Source organism: Vagococcus elongatus (assembly GCF_003987645.1).
In the GTDB taxonomy this organism is placed as follows: domain Bacteria; phylum Bacillota; class Bacilli; order Lactobacillales; family Vagococcaceae; genus Vagococcus_A; species Vagococcus_A elongatus.
In genome coordinates this window covers 1-16,719 of record NZ_NGKA01000010.1, presented here as the reverse complement: position 1 = coordinate 16,719, position 16,719 = coordinate 1, and the positions used below count along the sequence as shown (strand labels likewise).

Genomic DNA, 16,719 nt, shown 5'->3' with positions numbered 1-16,719 from the left:
TGCATCTGTGACATGCTAATGAGCTAGGGGATGAGATGTTTCCCCTAGTTTTTTTGTATTTTAAAAATAATGAGCGCTCCACGAATGAAACTACTCAATCAGTATCTTCAAAAACTATCATAATTATCAAAATAGTATAAAATAAACAGTATAGAAAAATATATTTTTGAACTTTAATTCAAAATGATTATTGGAGGTTATTTAGATGGTGTTATGTGAGAAAGACATTTTAACAGAAGCTAAAGCGATGAAAGATGAAATGATTCACAATAGAAGATATCTTCATGAAAATCCTGAACTTGGCCTTGACTTGCTGGAGACACGAGAGTTTGTTGAAAACAAGTTGCAAGAGATGGGATATACTGATATCCGGCGTGTAGGGCAGGCGGGATTAACAACTACCGTTGGGACAGGAAAAGGCAAAGTTTTTATGCTTCGCGCAGACATGGATGCACTGCCAATATTGGAAGACAATGATTTGTCATACAAATCTAAAATTGAAGGCAGGATGCATGCATGCGGTCATGATATGCATACGACCATGTTGCTGGCTGCCGCTAAAATTTTGAAAATTCATGAGGAAGAGATACCGGGAACAGTAAAATTGATGTTCCAGCCGGGAGAAGAAATTATGGAAGGTGCTCATGATATGATGACTCACGGGGTTCTGGAAAACCCCAAGCCTGATGCGGCGGTGATGATTCATGTGATGCCTGCGGTTCCCTTTGATGTAGGAACCGTGCTTGTGTCAGAAGGCGGTCCGACGATGGCTTCTGTAGACTGGTTTAAAATCACTATTCAGGGAAAAGGCGGACATGGTTCAACGCCATATTTGACATCTGACCCGTTAGTTCCTATGAGTGCGATTCACAGTGCATTGAATACGATTCAATCAAGAGACTTGCCTCCAAACGCTGTGGTTTCCATAACCGTTGGAGAGATAAGCGGTGGTGAAACATCCAATGTCATTCCTGATAAGATTTCTATGGGCGGAACGATTCGAACTTATGATGAGGTCCATAGAAAATTAATCAAAGAACGAATCAGTGAAATTTCTGAAAATATAGCGAAAGCTTTTCGATGTACTGCAACAGCGGATTTTCCAGTAGGTGCTCCGTATTTTGAAACAAATGCGGAATTATCAAAACATCTTCAAAATGTTCTGCCTAAATATCTGGAAGGTAAATATATTCCGCCAATAAAGCAGGAAATACCTGTTATGGGTTCAGAGGATTTTGCCTACATTTCTCATAAAATACCGACCGCTTTGATGATGTTGGCAGCCAGTGACTTGCGAAAAGGTGAGACATATAGTGTCCATCATCCAAAATTAGTATTGGATGAAGAGTGTTTGCCTTACGGTGCGGCTGCCTATGTTGGGGCGGCACTTAGCTGGTTGGAGAGCAATTAAAAAAAGAAGTACCCAATTTATAAAGGGTACTTCTTTTTTATTGCCTCCAGCGTTTACGAAATTTTTAGGAGATATTTTTTATAAAGGTTACTTTTGCAAAAGGTATTCTTTTAGTTACTAGATTAAGATTTTATATTAGCTCACGAGTTGTTAAAAATCATCCTTGACAGATTTTTGAAATCTGTATATACTGTACTTGTTGACTAAGTACAGTTCAGGCTTAAATTAGGGGGGAACTAAGTTGGAAATAATTATCAGCAGCACCATCGATAAACCAATTTATGAGCAAATCAGTTCTCAAATCAAAGAGATGATCATGACTGGAAAGTTAAAGGCGGGGGATGCTTTACCGTCCATGAGGAAATTAGCAAAAAGTTTGCATATCAGCGTCATTACAACTCAAAAGGCTTATGAAGTCCTTTTACATGATGGATTCATTGAAACCATTCCTGCCAAAGGAACTTTTGTAGCAGAAACGAACAAAGATTTCATCAGGGAGGAAAATCTCAGGAGAATCGAATCGCTGCTGGAAAATACAGCGACTCTCGCAAAAGAAAATGGCATTTCGATGGATAGTCTCATTGAGATATTAAAATTATTATATTTGGAGGAAGTGGAATGAGTAACGCAGTTATCGTAAAAAATCTAAAAAAATCCTATAAAGATTTTTCATTAAAGGGTATCGATTTAGAGATTCCTAAGGGGAGCGTCTTTGGTTTGATTGGCGAAAACGGTGCTGGGAAGTCCACGTTGATCAATTCCCTATTAGGGCTCACCAATGCCAGTTACGATACTTTAAATTTTTTTGGCAAGGGATTTAATCAATACCAAAAGGAAATCAAAGAAAATATCGCAGTAATTTTCGATCAAACTCATTTTGATTTGGAGTTTACTCCAGCAATTATTGCTAAAATTATGAGTAAAGTTTATAAAAGCTGGGGTTCCGAAAAGTACTTTCAGTTGTTGGAGGAATTCAATCTTCCGAAAAACAAAAAGCTGAAAGATTTTTCCCGGGGGATGAAAATGAAACTTGAATTTGCCGTTGCTTTTAGTCATGATACAAAATTACTTATTCTAGATGAAGCGACAAGTGGACTTGATCCGGTATTCCGTAATGAAATATTAGATATTCTTCAAGACTATAGCGAAAATGAAGAAAACACCATCTTGATATCTAGCCATATTACCAGTGATTTAGATAAAATAGCGGATTACATAGGGTTTATCCATGAGGGAGAGATAATGTTTGTTAAGAGTTATGAGGATATTAGAGAGAATTATGGAATAGTCAGGTGTGGCAAACGGATGTTTGAATCACTCCATGAAAATGATGTGGTCGCTTATCGTGAAGATGATTATGCCTATAATATTCTGGTGAATAATAAATATGATATTAGAAGGAATATTGAGGGGTTGGTTGTTGAAAATGCGACGTTAGAAGATATTATGCTTTTTATGGTGAAAGGAGAGAAATTATAATGACTGGTGTGATGACAAAGGATTTGTGCCAAAATTTACTGATTCGTAAAAATCGTTTGAGTTTGATATTAAATTTTTCAGTCTGTGTTTTATCAATGTTATTAATGAAAAATGTTTATGGCCTTGTTCTGCCAGCATTTGTTTATATCCCATTTATCATATCTCCCAGCTTGCTCCAAATGTCTTCCGAGAGAGACAGGATAAGTCATTATGATAAGAGTCAGCTTGCCATGCCTGTAACTAAACGGGAAATTATTTTTGCAAAGTATAGTTTAGGGGTTTTATATTGTCTGTTCAATACGGCAGTCCTGTTTGTAGGTATTTTTATTCATACTTACATTTATCATTCAATCACGATAACTCAAGGCCTCTATATGGGAGGTGCCTGTCTCTTATTATCTTTACTTTCGGTGGCAATCAACTATCTATCTTATATTGTTTTAGGGGACAAAGGTATTTTCGTGACCGTGGGGATTATTAGTATTATGCTGATAAGCTATTTCTGGAATTTTTCTTTTTTGAATTTTGATCGGATGCTGGAGACATTATTAAATTTGAACGATTATACTTTATTTAGTCTAGGAGGTCTGGGAGTGATAGCTGCTTTATTTTTGAGTTATGTATGTGCCACTGTATACTATTCAAAAAAAGAAATCAGTTAGCAATTCTTTTTAACTTAGTCTGGCAAGTACGAGCTTGATAGATAAGTTGCGTGTTTTAACGAAAAAAGTTTTTGCATGTATAAATTTTTCAGAGATCAGAAAAAATGAAAACCTCCAAAGTTGCTTGGAGGTTTTTGTGTGTCAGATGTCTTTTTCCAGATCTGGACCCATGATATCCAGAAGATAGTTAATCGTTCGCAACTCCATCTTGCTATCTCCTAGATTTGGTGCTTTTTCTTTTAAACTGATGCCTTTGTTCAAAAGGGAGACAGCTTTCTGTTTATCATTTGCAATAAAGTAATAGTAGGCAGCTTCAATCCGCCGATTTCCCATCAATGATTGTTTTAAACTGGCTTTTACAATTTTATCTTCCCATAAATCAGGAATTCTTGGGTTTTGAGGGTCCTGCAAGCATAAAGCAAAGAGCAATTCTTTTTTTAGTTCGGTTTGATAAAGACTGATTAAATTTTCTCGTTCTTTCCATAAATCTTCTAGTTTATTTCTGAAATCGTCCCAATCTTGTTTGTCAAAAGCCAATCCAATTTGCAAGAAAATCTGGTAGTCATTGAAATAAGTTCTTTCTGGAATCGCAGGGACGGTGCGTAGATATTCTTCAGGCATTTCTTGATAGGTTTGTCCTTTAGTTAAGCGTGAATTTACTTCCATTTGGAGATAGAGTAAATATTGCTGTTCAGGACTTGAAGATGCAATTTTGTAGGTCATCCCATCATTAAACCCCATAGGAATCGCATTAGTGATAGCAATGAAAAGCCCCGCAAGAACAAAAAGGACTGCAAAGACAGAACTTGGGATAAAGAGTAATCCGATGAGCAAACTGCTAAATAAATTTGCTAAAACACCTCCCATTATATATAGCCTATAAGGATAATTTTCGTCTTGAAATTTTGGCGGACTCATTAAACATTGGCCCAATGTCCCGGGGACTTTCAGACGGCGAAAAACGATTTTTCCATCCTCTTGCCACAGCCACATGAAAGAAAAAATGCGATAGCTGAGCATTTTATGACCTGTGAGAGAGCCAAAAAACCCATGTCCAGCTTCATGGATGAAGATATGCATGATATAAAAAAGAACAACTGAAAATGAGTAAATTATTATTTTTGGTGTGGTCACGCCGGCCTTTCCTATAGTAATCCCTAAAACGAATCCGAAACAGGCACAAACTAAAATAAAGATGATTTGTTTAACCCTTGTTTTTGTTTTTTTTCTCATCTATTTACCTCCGTGAGTATTATTTTAACTTATTTTTGTTTAAAAAGGGAGAGATAAATATTTTTTACTTTTATTCATTAAGAAGATGCTCGTCTTAATAATATTTTGAGGATAAAAATGAAGAAGAAAGGGTATCAATTCTCCTCTGAATGGACAGTTATTCATTAGTTAAGGAAAATTTGTGTTCTCCAAGGTACCCCTTTTTGAAGAAGCACTGACGGGGTGCGAAGTTGGTAAAATGTATTCATGTTTTCCTACACAGAAAGAACCAAAGGAGATATGTTGTCATATTACAGAAATCAATATAAGTAGTACAAACAAGAGGAGTTGACCAGTCATCAAACAACAAAACCGCCCATTAGTATAAAGGGCGGTTATTAGTGTAGATAAAATTTATGGTAAGTTGTCTATTATTTCAGATAGAGAAGGCTGATTATAAAATTGATATCTGTCCTTATAGCCTTCGATTTGTTCTTTGCTGAATCTTTTTGGATCTAAAGTTACCAGACTAGTATCCACGGGATCCGAGTAATAGACTTTGGCATCAATGACAATAGGTTTTTTATTTCCGTGTTTTTGTAAGAGTTCGATTTCTTCCATACATTCATAAAGCTCGTTGAGAGATGTTACAGTAAAACTTAACGCACCCATGCCTTTCGTCGTCATCGCCCAGTCAACGTCTGTGATATCCACTCCGTAAAGAAATTCGCTATTGAGTTGCGCGTGTTTGATGAAGCCATAAGATTGATTGCTCAAAATGATATTGATGATAGGCAGTTCGTAGCGAGCCTGAGTGATGATTTCTTGAATGTTCATTGCCACACCGCCATCTCCTGAAATACTCCATACTTGACGTTCAGGTTTTGCCAATTTTGCGGCAATACTGTAAGGCAATCCCACTCCTAATGTCGCAAAAATCCCACTGACAGAATATTGCCGTTGCTGGTTTAGAGGCAGCATGCGAACAGAGTACATGGTATTATTTCCTACATCAAGCCCATAATAAGCATCTGCTGTCGAATGATCACCAACGGCTTTAATGACTGCTTCAGCAGATAAACCGTTTGCTTCATCAGCCGCAAGCTCGGTCAAATATCGGTCCCAATTTTCTTTTGAAATCCGTGCTGCTTTCAAGAAATCTGTTTCCTCACGTGACACACCGCTCTTAATCAACCGGTCAATAAAGGCTCCGGCATCAGCTACAATGCCCATTTCTACAGGAGCCTGTTTTGCAATATCTTCAATCCGGTGATTGATTTGGATGATTTTTGCATCGGTCGGCCAAGCTCTCACAAACGGATGATTGCTCCCTACAAAGAGAATCAAGTCAGCCTCTTGAAGTACGTCAAAAGCTGGTTTAGTTCCAAGCCTGCCAAAAGCTCCCATGAAATTTTTATGATTGTTAGACGCAGCTACGCCAATAGATATGGCACTTGTCACAATCGGCATGGCAAACTGTGTGGCAAATTCCTCCACAGTATCTCTAGCACCCTTGAGTCCTAGTCCCCCATAAAAAACTGGTCGTTTAGCTTCCTGTATCATGGCAAGCACTTGATTGACCTCCACTTCATCAATCGGAAAATGCGGTGGAAGAGGTGGGGTCTTTTTTTCCTTTCCTAATGAGAAATCAATTTCTTTTTCCACCAAATCATTAGGAAGAATGACGACAGAAACACCTTTTTGTATATAGGCAGTTCTGATAGCTTCATCAATGACATGGGGGATTTGCTTTGCAGTGGTCACCATTTTATTAAATACGCTCACATCTGTATAAATCGGAACTTCGTCCATTTCTTGGAAAAAATTAGTATTGATATTTTCTGTGGCAGATTGTCCGATGATTGCCAGCATCGGGACTCGGTCCATCTTTGCATCGTAAAGACCATTAAAAAGATTAGTTCCTCCAGGAGCGGCAGATCCAAAGCACACGCCGATTTCATCAGTTGTTTTTGCGTGGCCGGCTGCTGCCATTGCTCCAGCTGATTCGTGACGAACTTGAATGTAATTTATCGTCTCCCGTTCTTTGTATAACGCTTCCATTAAGCCGTTAACAGAGCTTCCAACAATGCCATAAATATGCTTCACATTCCATGATTCCAGTACCTTTACAAGAGAATCTCCAGCGGTCATCTTCATAAAAATTCCTCCATTTCTTATAAATAATTATACCACAGCAAGATTAGATTGGTGTTTGATAGTCATAGTTTCATTAATAGTATATTAGAAATAATTAATGTGAAATAAATATCTTATCTATTGAAAATAATTGGAGAGCTTCAGCTGATATTTATATAATTTCATTTGTCAAATTAAAAAAATTTGTCTATACTTATCACATGGACTCACATGGACGGATTGTTTAAAAACAGTACGCTCCATCGGCTATTGTTTCAAATAATGCTCTAAAAAAATAACCGACAAAAGCCCATCATACTTAAATTTGGAGGAATGAAACTATGTCAACAGGAAGATTAGAAGCTTTTTCTGATGGGGTTATCGCCATTGTCATCACTATTTTAGTTCTAAATTTGACGCCACCTAAAGGAGATTCACTAAAAGATTTGCTGGGGATTGAGCATGGTGTGTTTATTTATCTTTTAAGTTTTAGTCTAGTAGCGATTTACTGGCTGAATCATCATCATCTTTTTCAGGTAGCAAAAAAAATCAACAGTAAAGTTCTTTGGGCCAATATTTTTTTCTTATTCAGTTTGACATTATTCCCTTTTTCCACCGCTTGGATCAGTGAACATCTGTTTAGTCTGTTTCCCCAACTACTGTACGGTTTGGTCATTTGTTTGGCAGATTGTGCCTTCTTGTTGATGGTAATCACACTTTCCAAGAGCAACGAAGAGCCGATTATTAAAGCGGATTTTCGGAAGACGGTTTTTTCCATTTTATTGAATATCGTGGCATTGATTCTAGGGATAGTAATCAATCCTATCATGGTTTGTCTGGTGAATCTTTTGATGATCCTTTTGTGGATTTCCCCTAACAAAAAAATCGAACATTTTTTGGGCTAAAGAGTTATAATCACTGGCAGCTGTGAATGTTTTTAATATATGAATAGAATTTACTGAAAAGATTATCAAAAAGCTTGTCTTGAAGGTATGTTGAGATGGCTTTACGGGTTTTAGTTGATTTTGTTAAAATTATAGCAAGGGATTTTTATTTTTCATTCTTTCTAAGTCTTTTTTAAAGGGCTTAGGAAGAATTTTTTATAAGCTTATCAAGAGGCGGTTTTTTAGGAAAAAGAGAAGGGTAAACCGCTGATAATAGTTAATCTCTCATACGTCTTCTTGTGGAATTGTTCACTAATATGGAGTATAATGGGCAATGTAATAATGATTTAATAGGAGGAACTTATGCATAATACAAGAAAAATCACCGATGACATCATTTGGGTCGGAGCGACAGATCGACAGGTACAGTTATTTGAAAACCTTTTCCCTCTAGCTCATGGGATGTCCTATAATTCCTACGTTCTCTTAGATGAAAAGACTGCTTTGCTTGATACTGTGGACTCTTCGATCAGTGATATTTACATGGAAAATATCCTTCATGCTTTAGGCGGCAGAGAACTTGACTATCTAATCATCCATCACATGGAGCCGGATCACTGTGCGAACATCGAAGCAGTTTTGCGACGTTTCCCTGACGTTAAGTTAGTCGGGAATAAAACCACCTTCAAGTTTTTGGAACAGTTTTACGATGTGCATGTGAAAGATAATTATCATCCAGTAAAAGGGGGAGACACCTTAGAATTAGGAAAACGGACACTGAAATTTATTATGGCGCCAAATGTTCACTGGCCGGAAGTTATGTTCAGCTATGATATCAGTGACGGCTTTCTATTTTCAGCTGATGGTTTTGGTTCTTTCTCACCGCTTGACGGAAACCTGTTTTCTGATGAATTGGACTTTGATGGACGAATTAAAGAAGAAAGTCGCCGCTATTTTGTCAATATCATTGGTAAATTTGGATCTAACGTACTAAAAGTCCTCAAAAAGCTGAATGGCTTGCCTATCAATATGATTCTTCCTCTTCATGGGCCGATTTTCCGTGACAAAGAGCATATTTCATATATGATTGATCGTTATCGCCAATGGGCAAGTTATGAGCCGGAACAAGAAAGTGTGCTAATCCTTTTTGGTTCTATGTATGGCAATACGGAAAATGCAGTGGGAAATTTAGCAACAATGCTTGCTGAAAAAGGCGTGAAAAATCTGCGTCTGTACGATATCTCTAACACTGACCCGTCATTATTGATGTCGGAGATGTGGAGCTACTCCCATATTGTTTTGGCATCGCCTAACTATAATGGAGATTTGATGTATAAGATGGATACAGTTATCAGAGAGGCTTTGCGTTTGAATTTGCAAAACCGCAAGATTTCCTTTATGACCAATGCGACTTGGGGCGGCGCAGCTTTGAAAACGATGGAAAGTTACTTCGAAGATCCAAAACATTTTGAAATTGTGGGTGAACCTGTAAAAATTTCATCCTCAGTTAAAGTTGATAACGTGCCGGAGATTGAAGCACTGGCAGATGCGATTGTCGCGTCACTCAACGCGTAATTCAACAAGAGAAATGAAAAATAAATAAGCTGAACCACCCAACCACTTGGGAGTTCAGCTTATTTTTATGTTATTGGACTTTAGAAGCAATTTCTTTGGCGAATTTTTCCAATGCTTCCACATCGTCATCCTCAGGTGCTAATTCTACTTTTACAGAGTCAGCCCCTTTGATTCCGCCGATTTCTAAAAAGACTTCTTCAAATTCATCAATCGCTTGACCAAAATGATCGTACGAAGTGTCGCCAGATCCTACGACACCAAAAATTTTATTGCTGAAGTCTTGTTCTTTCAAATCATCAAAGAAATCTTCAAATTCATCTGGTACACCATCACTATAAGTGAAAGTTGCCACGATGAAAAGGTCGCCGTCTTCGAAAAAGTCGATATCTACATCATCTACCTCTTCTTTTTCGACCTCTAGTCCATTTTCTTCTAGAGCTCTTTCAACGATTTCAGCTACTTCTTCAGTGTTGCCGCCTTGACTTGCATATACTAATTTTGCTATTGCCATAATATTTCTCCTTTCAATTGTTTACAATTATTATAACAGATGTTGAGATTTTGAGGTAGAGTGAGACTGAAAAGGTTTGTAAGAACTTGAAAAAAATTAAGATAATAGACATTTTTAGGGCCTGAGGCTTTGTTAAGTGAATTGTAGAAAAATCCTTTAAAATAGCTGAAATAAAATATTTTTCACAAATAATAGAGAAAAAAATTTAATCTGAAAGTTGTTTTACGTTAAGAAAAAATATTTTTAATTCATCATAAAATGTCTTAGACCAGCGTAATCTTATCATCTGTTCATTCGATTGGGGGTATAAACAATATGAAGCAGCTTTTGTAACGCCGCATTTACCACAAAACTGTCGCACTGATTAAACGGCAACAAATGAATAAAATTCACAAACTATTTAAAGGTAAATCGAAACCATTAAAATGTGAATCGTTATATGAGAGTAATCAAGTGATAGGAATTCGTTGTTTAAAAACGTGTTATGACGATGTTTTAAGATGTTTATCTTAATAAATTTAAAATGACTCTCGTTTTTTTATAATTATCTTATCATATTCAAGGTAAATCTTTGAGAAAAAAATATATCATGTTACTATGGAAACATGATGGTTTTAGGTAAGAGAAGCAGGTACGAAATTGTTCAAAACAAGTGACCTTTCCAGAAAACAACATCACATTTCAAGATGATCGTTTCCATGAATGTATAATTTTTTGAACAAAAAGCTAAAAACATTAAATTTAGCCCTGCTCAAATGAATTTAACTGACTTAAACAGTCAGGGCTGATGTACTGGTGCCAAGAGAGAAGTTAACGGAGATAAAGTTGAAGATATTAACGATATAATTCTATTTTTTTTGAAATTATGATCATTTGCATTGATTGATTCTTATTAAGGAGTATGAGCTGATGAAGGTTGACCAATTGTTGGAAAAGAAAGAACAATTACAAGTGAAAATTTTACGCAGTCTAATATTAAATGGAGGAAGCATGCCGCTTAATCTCTTGAGGGCTGAAATTGGATTGTCTAAAAGCGGATTTGATCAATACATCGAAGAAATTAATCACTTGCATGTGTTTCGAGTACGAGGAGGCATCACGGTAGATGCTGTTAAAATAACTTTGCACTTGCCGGAAGAAGTAAATTTTGAGAGTATACTGGCCTTTTTCTTAGAAGATGCGATAAAATTTAACATCTTAGATTACTTGCTGTCCTATCAGGAGTTTACAACAGTTAAATTGGTTACCACCCTCTCCCTGAGTGAATCCACATTATTCCGTAAGATAAAAGAATTAAACGGATCACTGTCAGAATTTGATATTCAAATAAAAAATGGCTGTCTTCAAGGAGAGGAACTTCAAGTCAGATATTTTTATTTTCAGCTGTATCGTTTTTTAATAAAAAATAAGGCGAACGACTATTCATTTGCTGATTCTCAAAATCAAAGATTTATTAGAGAATTGGAAAAAAAGTTAAAAACAACTTTCAATGAAAGTGCTGAGAAAAAAATTAATTGCTGGCTCACCATTACAAAAAAACGTTTGAATAATAAAAAAACAAATACAGTCAAATTACAAGAGAAGATGACGTCCTATCTTGCTGATTCGTTGTATCAGCAAGTGTCGAGTTTGATGCAAGATTACTTTAGTTATTTGCCGACTGAGAGCATCCAAGCAGAAAGTATGATGTTTTATGTGTTCCTAGTTTCTTTTTCACTATTTGATGAAGAAAGATTTTATGAGTATGATATCTCTCGCAGCAAGAAACTTCCAACTGCCATGATGGATGTTTTTGTTCGCGAAACTATTTTGCTTCATTATCGTCCTCGCCGGTTATCAATCCAGCTGGAAAAAAAGGTGGGCTATCAAGTGTCACATATCAATAGTCAGCTTTATTTTTTCAAAGGAAAGCTTGAAGTCTATCATCGCCAAAATATGCTGGAGAGGCAAAAGTTGCTGCTTGGAAATACTTTAGTAACGCTGCTGGATCGTTTGTTGAATCTGGCTTTGGACCAGATTCACCAGCCTTACCACTCTCAGAATACACTGCATGACACCACGTTACTCAGATACGCCAGTGTGTTGTCAATGATAGATTTTCTAATGACTAAAACAATCAAAGTGGCGATTGATTTTGAAGAGAAGGCGTCATATTGTGAACCTTTCTATCAGTTGTTGCTGATAGAGCTGCGTCCGATGATTGGTGTAGAACTGGAATTGTACCAAAAAAATAAAAGCTATGATTTGATTTTAACGACTTCCCTTGTTGAGAAAAAATATTCCGGACTGCCTCAAACATATTGTTTGTCTGAATTTTATTCTGAATATGATATTTACCAAGTAAAAGAAGTTTTGAAAAAAATGAGAATCAGTAAAAACTGACTGTGATATATAATTTATCACAGTCAGTTTTTGGTTACTGTCAAAAAAACGCAGGAGATGTTATTTTTTGATTGTACGTCATTTCAAAAATAAGGTACTATGGAGATGCAACGCAGAAAGCGATTACAGATGGAGGTAATGTTGATGACAGAAAATACTTACATTATGGCAATTGACCAAGGCACCACAAGTTCGCGAGCAATTATTTATGACAAGCGGGGAAATCAGGTTGGGAGTTCTCAAAAAGAATTCACCCAAATTTTTCCTCAAGAAGGATGGGTAGAACACAATCCTAATGAAATTTGGAATTCTGTTCAATCCGTGATTGCAGGAGCGTTCATCGAGTCTGGAATCAAACCAGAACAAGTAGTAGGAATCGGCATCACCAACCAGCGTGAAACAACAGTCATTTGGGATAGAGAAACTGGCAAACCTGTCTATAATGCCATTGTTTGGCAGTCAAGACAATCAGCTCCGATTGCAGAAAAATTAAAAACAGAAGGCCATGGTGATTTTTTCCATAAAAAAACCGGATTGATTATCGATTCTTATTTTTCTGCAACAAAAATTCGCTGGATATTGGATAATGTGGCAGGCATGCAGGAAAAAGCTGACAAGGGTGAATTGATGTTTGGTACGATTGACACTTGGCTGACATGGAAACTGACAGACGGCGGTGCACATGTGACCGATTATTCCAATGCCAGCAGAACGATGCTGTTTAATATTGAAAAATTAGATTGGGATCAGGAAATTTTAGATCTTTTAAATATTCCTCGTTCAATGCTGCCAAAAGTATGTTCCAACTCTGAAGTTTATGGTCATACTAAGAGTTTTCATTTTTATGGCAGTGAAGTTCCTATCTGCGGTATGGCAGGAGATCAGCAGGCTGCTTTATTTGGACAAATGGCTTTTGAACCGGGGATGGTAAAAAATACTTATGGAACCGGTGCGTTTATAGTGATGAATACTGGTGAAAAACCGCAATTATCACATAATAATCTACTGACAACTATAGGCTATGGCATCAATGGCAAGATTTATTATGCGCTTGAAGGAAGTATTTTTGTTGCCGGCTCCTCAATCCAGTGGTTGCGTGACGGTCTTCAGCTGATGGAGAAATCCGGGGATTCGGAAGAGATGGCAAGAAAATCGGATAATGAGGATGAAGTCTATGTAGTGCCGGCTTTTGTCGGACTAGGGGCTCCATACTGGGATCAAGACGTCCGCGGGGCAATGTTTGGTATTACTCGTGGGACCAACCGCAATGATGTGGCAAAAGCAACTCTTCAATCCATCGCTTATCAAGTGCGTGACATTATCGACACCATGGAAGCTGATACGGGAATTAAAATACCTGTTTTGAAAGTAGATGGCGGTGCGGCTAATAATGACTATCTGATGCAATTTCAAGCAGATATCATCAATACTCCGATTCAAAAGGCTGCCAATCTTGAAACAACTGCTTTAGGTGCGGCTTTCTTAGCTGGTTTGGCTGTAGGATACTGGAAAGATATTGATGAAATCAAAGAATCCTACGAAGCCGGCAAGATTTTTGAGCCTAACATGGATGATGAACATAGAGAGAAACTATATTCTGGGTGGCAACAAGCAGTAACTGCTGCTCGTACATTTAAGCCAAAGCAGTAAGGAGCTGTTGTTATGAGTTTTTCAATTAAAACAAGGCAGGAAACAATTAAAAAATTACAGACTGAAGAGCTGGATTTATTGATTATCGGCGGGGGAATTACCGGTGCCGGAGTTGCAGTGCAAGCTGCAGCTTCCGGTATAAAAACCGGACTGATTGAGATGCAGGATTTTTCAGAAGGAACATCTTCCCGCTCAACAAAACTGGTTCATGGGGGCATCCGATATTTAAAGAATTTTGATGTAGAGGTCGTTGCCGATACGGTTACAGAACGTGCGGTGGTACAACACTTGGCACCTCATATACCAAAACCGGATCCCATGCTGCTTCCGATTTATGAGGGCGAGGGAGCAACAACCTTTAATATGTTCTCTGTAAAAATTGCTATGGATTTGTACGATCAACTGGCTGGGGTCAAAGGGACCAGTTATGAGAATTATATGTTGACACCTGAAGAAGTGATCGAGCGTGAGCCCTATATTAAAAAAGAGGGGCTGTTAGGTGCCGGGGTCTATTTGGATTTTCGAAATAACGATGCCCGTCTAGTCATTGAGAACATCAAACAAGCCAATGAAGATGGTGCATACTTGGCGAGCAAAATGGAAGCAGTTGATTTTTTGTATGATAATCAAAGACAAATTATCGGGGTGAAAGCTAAGGATTTGCTGACTGATGACATCATTGAGATTCGGTCAAAACTTGTCATCAATACAAGCGGTCCATGGGTAGACAAAGTCCGCAGCTTGAATCGACAAGGTTCCATCGTTCCTTACCTCAGACCGACCAAAGGCGTGCATCTTGTTGTAGACAGTAAAAAGCTGCCTGTGCCTCAACCAACGTATTTCGATACGGGCAAACAAGATGGCAGAATGGTTTTCGTTATTCCTCGTGAAAGTAAAACATACTTTGGCACGACTGACACAGACTATCAGGGGGATTACCGGACACCTAAAGTGACAGATGAAGATGTTGACTATTTGTTGGAAGTCATTAATTTCCGTTTTCCTGAAGCAACTATCGGTATCGAGGATATTGAGGCAAGTTGGGCAGGTCTGCGTCCGCTGATTTCCGGCAATTCAGGCTCAGATTACAATGGAGGAAATAGCGGTAAAATTTCTGATGAAAGCTTTGCACGTGTTATAGAAGTAGTTGCTGATTATCAAATGAAAAAAGCTAGCCGAGAAGATGTGGAAACAGTTTTGAGTCGTTTGAAAAACAGCTTGGCAGAAAAGGATTCTAATCCATCAGCTGTCTCTCGCGGGAGTTCTCTTGAGCAGGAAGAAGATGGACTGATTACTTTATCCGGCGGTAAAATTACAGATTATCGGAAGATGGCAGAGGGAGCGTTGACACTAATCCGACAATTGCTGCTTGATAACTACGGTTTGTCATTTAGAGAAATCGACTCCAAAAACTATCAAATTTCCGGAGGCCATTTTGATTCGGAAAAAGTGGAAGAAACAATCGAAGAATATACAAACAAGGGAATGCTTCGAGGACTGTCAAGGGGAGACGCAAGATATATTTCGGACTTTTATGGTTCTAATGCCGGGGAATTGTTTGATTTGATTGGAAAAGTGAATCCGTTTGACAATTTAACTCTGACCGAATCCATTCGCCTGTACTACGGATTGGAAGAAGAAATGGTGTTGACGCCAACAGATTATTTACTTCGTAGAACCAACCATATGCTATTTGGTCGTGATACGTTGGATGAACTCAAACAACCTGTTGTTGATGCCATGTCCAATTACTTTAATTGGACGAAAGAGCAGAAGACGAGCTATTTTGAAGAGTTGAATGAAGCAATTGCAGAATCAGATTTAAGGGAGCTAAAGGAAGGGAGAAACTGACATGACAGGGGATATGGCACAAATTTTTGGGGAATTTATTGGGACATTATTATTAATCTTATTAGGAGATGGCGTTTGTGCAGCCGTTAATTTGAATAAAAGCAAGGCTCAAGGATCGGGTTGGATTGTGATTACTTTTGGATGGGCAATGGCAGTGGCGATGGCAGCTTACATATCTGGTTTCATGGGACCAGCCCATCTAAATCCAGCGTTAACGATCGCGATGGCAATAGAAGGCAGCCTTAGCTGGCACTTAGTTCTTCCTTTTATTATCGCTCAAATGTTAGGGGCGATTGTCGGTGCCGTTTTGGTCTGGATTGCGTATCTTCCCCACTGGGCGGAAACGAAAGATCAAGGTGCCATATTGGGGAGTTTTGCCACCGGTCCCGCTGTAAGGAACTCACCATCAAATTTAGCGACTGAAGCTATCGGCACATTTGTACTAGTTTTAGGTATTTTGTCATTCTCGCAACATGAGTTTGCCGGAGGGGTCAATGTTTTGGCAGTAGGATTTCTGATTTTATCCATCGGACTTTCGTTAGGAGGACCTACAGGTTATGCTATCAACCCTGCCCGTGATTTAGGACCGCGTATCGCTCATGAGATTTTGCCGATTGCTAATAAAGGCACTTCTGACTGGACTTATTCATGGATTCCTGTTGTAGGACCGATTATTGGCGGGATAATTGCTGTACTGGTTTATAATGTGATGGTTTAGAAATTTTCATATAATCACAGACTACTGATTCAGGTAATGGAATCAGTAGTTTTTTGACTTTTTCTTATTGAATAAAAAAAGAGGCTGACCCATAAGTCCTCATTTAAAACAAAAAAGGAATGAAATCTTTTTATGATTTTGTTCCTTTTTTTAGCGATAAAAATAGCACTTCCTTGTATAATTAAAGTACCAACCATAACCAAAAGGGAGTGCTATCTATGTACAAAGATTATAACATGAATCAGGTC

13 protein-coding genes are annotated in these 16,719 nt (G+C 37.9%); 10 read left to right on the top strand and 3 right to left on the bottom strand.

Annotated features, from left to right (window positions below; genetic code table 11):
• Positions 1-205: 205 nt before the first annotated feature.
• The 4 genes from CBF29_RS07575 (at position 206) to CBF29_RS07560 (ending at position 3,552) form a co-directional block, all read left to right on the top strand.
• Positions 206-1,411 carry a M20 metallopeptidase family protein gene (locus CBF29_RS07575; protein WP_126809159.1) on the top strand — a complete coding sequence of 402 codons (1,206 nt, stop codon included), beginning with the start codon at positions 206-208 and terminating at the stop codon, positions 1,409-1,411.
• A gap of 241 nt (positions 1,412-1,652) precedes the next feature.
• The gene (locus CBF29_RS07570; protein ID WP_126809158.1) at positions 1,653-2,033 is read left to right on the top strand and encodes a GntR family transcriptional regulator; all 381 of its coding nucleotides are present in this window, start codon (positions 1,653-1,655) and stop codon (positions 2,031-2,033) included.
• On the top strand, positions 2,030-2,890 hold the full coding sequence (locus CBF29_RS07565) for an ABC transporter ATP-binding protein (RefSeq protein ID WP_126809157.1): 861 nt from the start codon (positions 2,030-2,032) through the stop codon (positions 2,888-2,890). The genes CBF29_RS07570 and CBF29_RS07565 overlap by 4 nt, the downstream gene beginning before the upstream one ends.
• Entirely contained in the window at positions 2,890-3,552 is a 663-nt protein-coding gene (locus CBF29_RS07560) for an ABC-2 transporter permease (protein ID WP_126809156.1), read from the top strand. Before CBF29_RS07565 ends, CBF29_RS07560 begins: the two co-directional genes overlap by 1 nt.
• Before the next feature lie 141 nt (positions 3,553-3,693).
• Here the strand turns inward: CBF29_RS07560 and CBF29_RS07555 are convergent, their stop codons facing one another.
• Together CBF29_RS07555 and CBF29_RS07550 are read right to left on the bottom strand one after the other, a co-directional pair.
• Entirely contained in the window at positions 3,694-4,785 is a 1,092-nt protein-coding gene (locus tag CBF29_RS07555; RefSeq protein ID WP_126809155.1) for a hypothetical protein, read from the bottom strand.
• Between the two features lie 393 nt (positions 4,786-5,178).
• Complete coding sequence (locus CBF29_RS07550) at positions 5,179-6,921, bottom strand: thiamine pyrophosphate-dependent enzyme (RefSeq protein ID WP_126809154.1); 1,743 nt, start codon at positions 6,919-6,921, stop codon at positions 5,179-5,181.
• Positions 6,922-7,241: 320 nt separating this feature from the next.
• Here CBF29_RS07550 and CBF29_RS07545 point away from each other — a divergent pair, with 320 nt between their 5' ends.
• The gene (locus CBF29_RS07545; RefSeq protein ID WP_126809153.1) at positions 7,242-7,805 is read left to right on the top strand and encodes a TMEM175 family protein; all 564 of its coding nucleotides are present in this window, start codon (positions 7,242-7,244) and stop codon (positions 7,803-7,805) included.
• 342 nt (positions 7,806-8,147) lie between these two features.
• On the top strand, positions 8,148-9,359 hold the full coding sequence (locus CBF29_RS07540) for an FprA family A-type flavoprotein (RefSeq protein ID WP_126809152.1): 1,212 nt from the start codon (positions 8,148-8,150) through the stop codon (positions 9,357-9,359).
• 70 nt (positions 9,360-9,429) lie between these two features.
• On the opposite strand, the gene CBF29_RS07535 is transcribed toward CBF29_RS07540, so the two are convergent.
• Entirely contained in the window at positions 9,430-9,870 is a 441-nt protein-coding gene (locus tag CBF29_RS07535; protein WP_126809151.1) for a flavodoxin, read from the bottom strand.
• A 909-nt stretch (positions 9,871-10,779) separates the two neighbouring features.
• Here CBF29_RS07535 and CBF29_RS07530 point away from each other — a divergent pair.
• From CBF29_RS07530 to CBF29_RS07515, 4 genes are all read left to right on the top strand, one after another.
• The gene (locus tag CBF29_RS07530) at positions 10,780-12,252 is read left to right on the top strand and encodes an AcpB/EbpR/MafR family transcriptional regulator (RefSeq protein ID WP_126809150.1); all 1,473 of its coding nucleotides are present in this window, start codon (positions 10,780-10,782) and stop codon (positions 12,250-12,252) included.
• 144 nt (positions 12,253-12,396) lie between these two features.
• Positions 12,397-13,902, top strand: coding sequence for a glycerol kinase GlpK (gene glpK, locus CBF29_RS07525; protein WP_126809149.1), 1,506 nt, complete (start codon positions 12,397-12,399; stop codon positions 13,900-13,902).
• 12 nt (positions 13,903-13,914) lie between these two features.
• A complete protein-coding gene (glpO, locus tag CBF29_RS07520) occupies positions 13,915-15,753 on the top strand; it encodes a type 1 glycerol-3-phosphate oxidase (protein ID WP_126809148.1) in 1,839 nt (612 codons plus the stop codon).
• 1 nt (position 15,754) lies between these two features.
• Positions 15,755-16,471 (top strand): MIP/aquaporin family protein, encoded by a 717-nt coding sequence (locus CBF29_RS07515; protein ID WP_126809147.1) that lies wholly within the window; start codon positions 15,755-15,757, stop codon positions 16,469-16,471.
• Positions 16,472-16,719 lie beyond the last annotated feature (248 nt).

Excerpts from the sequence above, each read along its gene's own strand:
- CBF29_RS07575 (WP_126809159.1), top strand. The coding sequence starts at position 206 with ATGGTGTTATGTGAGAAAGACATTTTAACAGAAGCTAAAGCGATGAAA.
- CBF29_RS07565 (WP_126809157.1), top strand. The coding sequence starts at position 2,030 with ATGAGTAACGCAGTTATCGTAAAAAATCTAAAAAAATCCTATAAAGAT.
- CBF29_RS07560 (WP_126809156.1), top strand. The coding sequence starts at position 2,890 with ATGACTGGTGTGATGACAAAGGATTTGTGCCAAAATTTACTGATTCGT.
- CBF29_RS07555 (WP_126809155.1), bottom strand. The coding sequence starts at position 4,785 with ATGAGAAAAAAAACAAAAACAAGGGTTAAACAAATCATCTTTATTTTA.
- CBF29_RS07550 (WP_126809154.1), bottom strand. The coding sequence starts at position 6,921 with ATGAAGATGACCGCTGGAGATTCTCTTGTAAAGGTACTGGAATCATGG.
- CBF29_RS07545 (WP_126809153.1), top strand. The coding sequence starts at position 7,242 with ATGTCAACAGGAAGATTAGAAGCTTTTTCTGATGGGGTTATCGCCATT.
- CBF29_RS07540 (WP_126809152.1), top strand. The coding sequence starts at position 8,148 with ATGCATAATACAAGAAAAATCACCGATGACATCATTTGGGTCGGAGCG.
- CBF29_RS07535 (WP_126809151.1), bottom strand. The coding sequence starts at position 9,870 with ATGGCAATAGCAAAATTAGTATATGCAAGTCAAGGCGGCAACACTGAA.
- CBF29_RS07530 (WP_126809150.1), top strand. The coding sequence starts at position 10,780 with ATGAAGGTTGACCAATTGTTGGAAAAGAAAGAACAATTACAAGTGAAA.
- glpK (WP_126809149.1), top strand. The coding sequence starts at position 12,397 with ATGACAGAAAATACTTACATTATGGCAATTGACCAAGGCACCACAAGT.
- glpO (WP_126809148.1), top strand. The coding sequence starts at position 13,915 with ATGAGTTTTTCAATTAAAACAAGGCAGGAAACAATTAAAAAATTACAG.
- CBF29_RS07515 (WP_126809147.1), top strand. The coding sequence starts at position 15,755 with ATGACAGGGGATATGGCACAAATTTTTGGGGAATTTATTGGGACATTA.